The sequence below is a fragment of the Vibrio sp. TRT 29B02 genome (assembly GCF_050113655.1).
In the GTDB taxonomy this organism is placed as follows: Bacteria; Pseudomonadota; Gammaproteobacteria; order Enterobacterales; family Vibrionaceae; genus Vibrio.
The window spans coordinates 109,253-115,622 of sequence record NZ_JBNJOJ010000013.1; the positions used below are offsets into that span (position 1 = coordinate 109,253).

Below are 6,370 nucleotides of genomic sequence, written 5' to 3' on the forward strand. Positions count from 1 at the left end.
CCACATAAAATCCAAATATAATTAAAGTCAAATTCATTAATCATATAATTAAGGCAAGCAATCTATCTTACGAAGGAAAATAATAAAAATCACCTTTCATACCTTACTTTCAATACCTTCAATAAATATATCAAATATATTATCAGCCAATAAATTCATGTTGACTTCTTTATTATCTAATAATAACGAAACTGCCAAACCTTGAATAGAACCAATATACAATGATATTGCAGCATCAACATTGACTTTAGAAGATATACAACCTCGCTCAATTCCTTTTTTAATTTGTTCAGCAAGTATATTTCTATACTGAAACATAAGAGAAGATATGATTTTTTGAGATGGATTTTTATCCCTATCAATAAGTTTACTGAACATAAAACGAGGTATTCCCGGATGACTAGATATAAACTTAACGTGTGCTTTATAGATCGAATTTAAATTCTCAATTGGTGTTTTTTCTTCAGAGACTTCACTCTCAAGAAGCTGAAGTATATGTCCTGATACCCATAATGCCACAGCCTCCCAAATAGAGTCCTTTGATGGAAAGTGCCTAAATAAAGCTCCCTGAGTCACGTTCATCTCTTTAGCTATATTAGCTGTTGTTAATGAAGAAGGTTCTTCTTCTTTACACAGTTTTACAACAGCTTGAACGGTTTTCTTTTTTCTTTCTTCTGAGGTTAAATTGCTCGTTCTTACCATAAATGTTCCTACATAAGTTAATTGTTGATATCAGTATTGCTCATTTTCTATAGCCTAAAACTTAGCCAAACAGACAAAAAGATAGTAATTGATCACTATCTTTTTGTCTATATGCATGCTCTAACAAATTCTAAAAATAAAAACAAAACCCTACAAATCAATAATTTACACTTACAACTTTCTAAAAGTAGTAGATAAAAATGGTAGAGCGGACAATGTCACTGCACATTGCTTTTCACACATTTTTGATGGGTATTTTTGCTGTTTCAATAGGCTTTTTGCGTAATTCGATGATACTAAATCAAGAAACTACGATCTGATCTGGCTACATCAGTTAATCGTCGTAGCCTCATGCCTAAACCTCGTTACAAAACAACTGACTGGAAGCAGTATAATAAAGCCTTAATCAACCGTGGTTCTCTGACCTTTTGGACTGATGAGGAAGCGATAGCCGAGTGGAAGCAAAACAAACAAGGCAAGCGTGGTAGGCCTCGCCGATTCAGCGACTTAGCCATTACTACTGCACTGATGGTGAAACGCGTTTTCTCTAAGCCATTGAGAGCGCTGCAAGGTTTTCTAGACTCAGTATTTAAGCTTGCTAACATCCCGCTAGTTTGTCTGCGCACTACACCTGTATAAGCCGCCGAGCCAAGGAAGTTGAGGTTTCATTTAAAACCAAAAAAACAGAGGTGCGATACAACACCTCGCCATTGATGCCACTGACCTCTAGGTTTATGGCAAAGGTGAATGGAAGGTTAATAAGCATGGTACTCGTAGGGTTTGGCGTAAGCTGCATATCGCAGTAGATACAAGCACCCACGAAATAGTCGCAGCAGAGCTGAGTTTATCTAACGTAACCGATACTGAAGTGCTTCCCAACTTGCTTAAGCAGACACGTCGAAAAATCATTGAGATATCAGGCGATGGCGCTTATGACACAAGGAATTACCATGATGCCATACGGGTCAAGCGAACGGTTCCGCTTATCCCACCACGAGAAGGGGCAGTCTTCTGGGAGCAAGGACACCCTCACAATTTAGCAGTAGGTTGTCAGAATCTTTATGGCTCGAAAAGAAGTGGAAAAAGCGGTATGGCTATCATAAGCGCTCGCTATCAGAGACAGCAATGTATCGAGTGAAACAGTCGTTAGGTGGAAAATTAAGCCTGAGAAACTACAACGCTCAGGTTGGCGAGACTTACGCCATGATCAAAGCACTGAACAAACTTACAGGGCTTGGTATGCCTGAAACTCCGTATATTGTATAAAAGTCGCTCAACTTTAGGAGGTTTGGTTTCTCGTCTGAATTACGCAACAAAGCCTACTAAACTCTAAGATAACATTTGCTGGTGATAATCAACCGACACGATCTCAATTAGAAAAAATGCACCACATGGCTCATGAGAATTGTTTTATCGCCAATTCGGTTAAAACTGAAGTGACGACGCTTATTGCAGATTAAATGAAGCTCTTTGTCAAAGCGCAGTGTATCGCCGAATAGTGTTAAGCCAGCAGTCCGGCTGCTGGCTATTGTGAACTAAACGATGCCTTGCTCGATCATGGCATCAGCGACTCTTCTAAAGCCGGCAATGTTTGCGCCTAAAACTAAATTACCAGGTTGACCAAACTCTCGACTGGTTTCGTTTGCATTAATAAAGATGTTTTTCATGATGGTCTGCAACTGGCTATCGACTTGCTCGAAGGTCCAGTTTTGCATGCTGGCATTTTGTGCCATTTCAAGCTGACTGGTTGCAACGCCGCCTGCATTGGCTGCTTTCGCTGGCCCATAAGCCATTTCGGAATCCACGATGATATTGACCGCATCACGAGTGGTTGGCATGTTTGCGCCTTCACTAATCAAAACACACCCATTATCGATAAGAGCAAGAGCATCGTTTGACGTCAGTTCATTTTGGGTCGCGCAAGGGAATGCGGCGTCAGCTTGATATCGCCATACAGCATGCCCTTCATTAGGATAGTCACCCAACGGCGTATACTCTGCTTCAGGGTAAGTGTCTAAATACTCTTCTAAACTTGCTCTTTTCACTTCTTTTAGTTGCTTGAGGAGCTGCAGATCAATACCGTGTTCATGATAAATCGTGCCTCTAGAATCGCTGCATGTTACTGGGGTTGCTCCCATGTGGTATAGCTTTTCAATTGCATAGATAGCGACGTTACCTGCGCCAGAAACGAGGCAAGTTTTGCCTTTTAGTGAATCATTACGGTCATTGAGCATGCATTCCGCAAAATATACGGTTCCGTATCCCGTTGCTTCTTTTCTAACAAGTGAGCCCCCCCAAAGAAGGCTCTTGCCTGTAAGTACTCCTTCGTAGCGGCCCGTCAATCGTTTATATTGACCAAACATATAACCAATTTCACGCGCACCGACGCCGATATCGCCAGCAGGAACATCGGTAACGGGACCAATGTGGCGGTATAACTCGTTCATAAATGATTGGCAAAATCGCATGATTTCACCGTCAGATTTTCCTTTAGGATCGAAATTTGAACCGCCTTTTCCGCCACCAATTGGAAGGCCAGTAAGCGCGTTTTTAAAAATCTGTTCAAAGCCGAGGAACTTTATGATGCTCGCGTTCACTGAATGATGGAACCTCAGTCCGCCTTTGTATGGACCTAACGCGGAGTTAAACTCGACGCGGTAGCCTTTGTTTACTTGCACATTCCCTGCGTCATCGACCCAAGGAACTCGAAACATGATTTGACGTTCTGGTTCTACGATTCTTTGGATAATCGCTTGTTCTTTATATTTATTATTGCTTTCTATGACTGGAGCGAGAGAAGTTAATACTTCTTCTACGGCTTGGTAAAACTCTTTTTGAGCCGGGCTACTGTGTTGTAACGCAACAATAGTATCGTGTATGTGTGACATAGTCCTCTTCCTTGATATGAATAAGTAATCAGTTTATATGAATTTATTCCCATTAAATAGTGATTTTGACCAATTCTCAATGGCTATACCTATTCAACTTGAAGATGCAGGTTTCAATATCTGAAAATTATCCGTAATTCTGGATACGAGTGAGCCTGCAACTTTTGGTAATGTCGCATGGCGTTGTTGAACAAATCAGGTGAAGGACATATCTTGCCTACGTTCTATCAGCATTAGTTTTGAACTGGCATACCTAGTCCTATTACTTTGTTCATGGCTTTGACATTGGCAAGCGCTTCACCTACTTGAGCATTATAATTCCTTAAGCTCAATTGGCCACTCGTTAGCCCTTTGTATCGTGACATTGCCGTTTCAGATAGAGAACGGTCGTGATAACCAGAGTTAATTTTCCATTGAGCCAACGTATCACTTTTTAACGCTTTTACTGCTTCGTTTCTTGGGTGTCCATCATCCCAGAAGCTAGCATTTTTACGTGGCGGTATTAACGGAGTAATGCCTTTTCTTTGTAACACGTTATGGCAACCCTTCGTATCGTATGCACCATCGCCAGAGACTGAACCTATTTTTCTTCGTAATGGATTAAGCAGCGTCGGAAGCACTTCACTATCACCGACATTAACCAAGCTCACTTCAGCACTGATGACTTCATGCGTATCTACATCTACAGCAAGATGCCGTTTACGCCATGTTCTGCGCTTTTCGTTTCCGTGTTTTTTGACTTTCCACTCTCCCTCTCCAAAGACTTTAAGAAATGGCGATATGACGAATGCAGCCTTTAGACTTGTTACGATACCGTACTGTAGGAGAGGAATAAAGTTTCATACTAAACAGTCAATGACCTATGTTGATTGTCATGAGAAAAAGTATCGAAAATTTGGTGGTGTCATTCATCGCTGAGAATGTACGTTAAAACATAAAGGGGCAGAAACTTGCTAAGAGAACGGTTAGTCTAATACTCGCTCTCGCTCCCACATCGCATCCACCTTCAGATATATGTTATCTAGAAAAACGTAAATAACAGGCAATAGCGGCTTGTAGGTATCAACCCTACAAACCGCATTATTACATCAATCGATATCACTTCTAGCAGCATCAACTGCTAACGAATCCGCTATCTCATTACCTCTAACACCAGAATGAGCTTTGACTTTAAGTACCTCGACATACTTTCTAGAACGCAGTTCATCGATTTGTTTCCAGAGTTGCCGATGCTTAACCGGCTTCTTATTCGCTTTACGCCACCCTCGATCTTTCCAGTCATCAAGCCAAATGTTGAAACCTTTAACACAGTAATCATTATCTGAATAGATAACATCACCATCTTCGGCATACTCTAGCCCTTCGATAAATGCCAGTAACTCCAGCTCCGCACAATCCGTCTCTCGGTCAATGGTAATGCTCTCTTCATGGACTATCTCATTGTCTTCATCCATGACCACCAGCCCGATACCACCTCGTGTACATCCGTGTTGATTGTTTGGTGCAGCGCCGTCTACGTAAATTGAATAACTCATTTTTTATCTCTCTCTAATTGCAAAAAGGGCGCATGACTTTGCTTAGCCAGCGCCCTGTTGATGATGTGATTTGATGTTTGTGTTACTGAAAGGATTCTTGGTTGTCTCGCATACTAAGACGCGATTCCATCCATTCCTCGATTTCACTTTCGACCCAAGCTACCGCTCGTCCACCGAGTGGCACACTTTTAGGAAAGTCGGTTTCATCTGCCATGAACTTGTAGATAGTTGAACGGCCTAACCCTGTTAGTGACATCACGTCTTTAAGTCGTAGAAATCTCATGGGAATTGTCTCCTCTTGTATATACCCATGGATAAGCCGCCACGGTAAAAAAGTGCAGTCGGCCTAATCTAATCTAGGCTAGAGCCAAAGCAGTAACGCTCTTCTTTCCACGCTTCAGCAAGACTGCTCATGCGGTGGAAGACAGTGTTCTTTATGTTGGTGTCTTTACTACGACAACGAGTCCCCACCCCATAATTGCCTCGGTCATTGAGAAACACCAATGAACGCGCTTCGCCGCTGTAGTGCTTTTCTATCGCGTCTTGCCAAGCCGTTTTAAGGTGCCCAACCAATTCATTGCGCTTGTCCCAACAAATAGCGGGACCAAAGTGCTGGCTATAGTCACTAAACAGCATCACGCGATAGTTGTGGGATGGCACCTTGTCCTCCCGCTTACGCCATACATAAAACAGAGAATCCGTATCAAGCTTTTCTTTAAGCAGATTAAAGTAATCGTTGAGGATACTGAGGTCGGTATCTTGATGGTCTTCTGGCAAAAACAAGTCCAAACGTGTAGCAAGAGCGATGTCAAACTGACTGAGTGCCTGTTCAAAAACATCGACCATTGAGGTCAGTGCTGACTCGTATAACCCCTTGTCGCTGTAATACAGCGGGTAATCTTCAAAAGTTCTATCAAGGGTAATGCTTGGGAGGTAGGTTCTATTCGCCATGAGTAATGCCTTTTTGTGTGTGAATGACATAGGCATTACTCGCGTTGTATTTTTTTAAGGTGAGTCGTGACTGCAACCAAAGCTCTTGTTGCGGTGATCGTTCTGGCTAGCAATGGGCTTCGCAAGACGACTGATTCGATAAAAGAACTCATTTAACTGTAACGGGAACACTTCAGCGTCAGACAACAGCTCAAAACCTTCATTCGTAGGAGAGTAGGCTAATCCAGAGCATGGTTGGCTGTAATAAGCTTCAACCACCCTATCCCATGTCTTCCTCACTTTTTTGTAGAGAAA

6 protein-coding genes and 3 pseudogenes are annotated in these 6,370 nt (G+C 42.1%); 2 read left to right on the forward strand and 7 right to left on the reverse strand.

What is annotated here, in order from left to right; translation table 11 throughout:
* Window positions 1–96 precede the first annotated feature (96 nt).
* Window positions 97–702, reverse strand: a complete 606-nt coding sequence (locus ACQEXT_RS10255) for a TetR/AcrR family transcriptional regulator (protein WP_158125583.1) — start codon at window positions 700–702, stop codon at window positions 97–99.
* A 351-nt stretch (window positions 703–1,053) separates the two neighbouring features.
* Here ACQEXT_RS10255 and ACQEXT_RS10260 point away from each other — a divergent pair.
* Both ACQEXT_RS10260 and ACQEXT_RS10265 read left to right on the forward strand, forming a co-directional pair.
* Window positions 1,054–1,968 (forward strand): annotated as a pseudogene (locus ACQEXT_RS10260) (IS5 family transposase).
* A gap of 56 nt (window positions 1,969–2,024) precedes the next feature.
* Window positions 2,025–2,162: pseudogene (locus tag ACQEXT_RS10265) on the forward strand (OsmC family protein); the annotation flags it as partial.
* 75 nt (window positions 2,163–2,237) lie between these two features.
* Here ACQEXT_RS10265 and gdhA read toward each other — a convergent pair.
* The 6 genes and pseudogenes from gdhA to ACQEXT_RS10295 form a co-directional block, all read right to left on the reverse strand.
* A complete protein-coding gene (gene gdhA / locus ACQEXT_RS10270) occupies window positions 2,238–3,590 on the reverse strand; it encodes an NADP-specific glutamate dehydrogenase (protein ID WP_004729629.1) in 1,353 nt (450 codons plus the stop codon).
* Between the two features lie 233 nt (window positions 3,591–3,823).
* Window positions 3,824–4,360, reverse strand: a pseudogene (locus ACQEXT_RS10275) (IS5 family transposase); the annotation flags it as partial.
* A gap of 318 nt (window positions 4,361–4,678) precedes the next feature.
* Window positions 4,679–5,125: a ribonuclease HI gene (locus tag ACQEXT_RS10280; protein WP_055467300.1), complete on the reverse strand. Its 447-nt coding sequence runs from the start codon at window positions 5,123–5,125 to the stop codon at window positions 4,679–4,681.
* Window positions 5,126–5,207: 82 nt separating this feature from the next.
* Window positions 5,208–5,408, reverse strand: coding sequence for an AlpA family transcriptional regulator (locus ACQEXT_RS10285; RefSeq protein ID WP_001211742.1), 201 nt, complete (start codon window positions 5,406–5,408; stop codon window positions 5,208–5,210).
* A gap of 68 nt (window positions 5,409–5,476) precedes the next feature.
* A complete protein-coding gene (locus tag ACQEXT_RS10290; RefSeq protein ID WP_047954747.1) occupies window positions 5,477–6,076 on the reverse strand; it encodes an inovirus Gp2 family protein in 600 nt (199 codons plus the stop codon).
* A 54-nt stretch (window positions 6,077–6,130) separates the two neighbouring features.
* On the reverse strand, window positions 6,131–6,370 hold a 240-nt coding region (locus ACQEXT_RS10295; protein ID WP_426951931.1), incomplete at its 5' end, for a YagK/YfjJ domain-containing protein.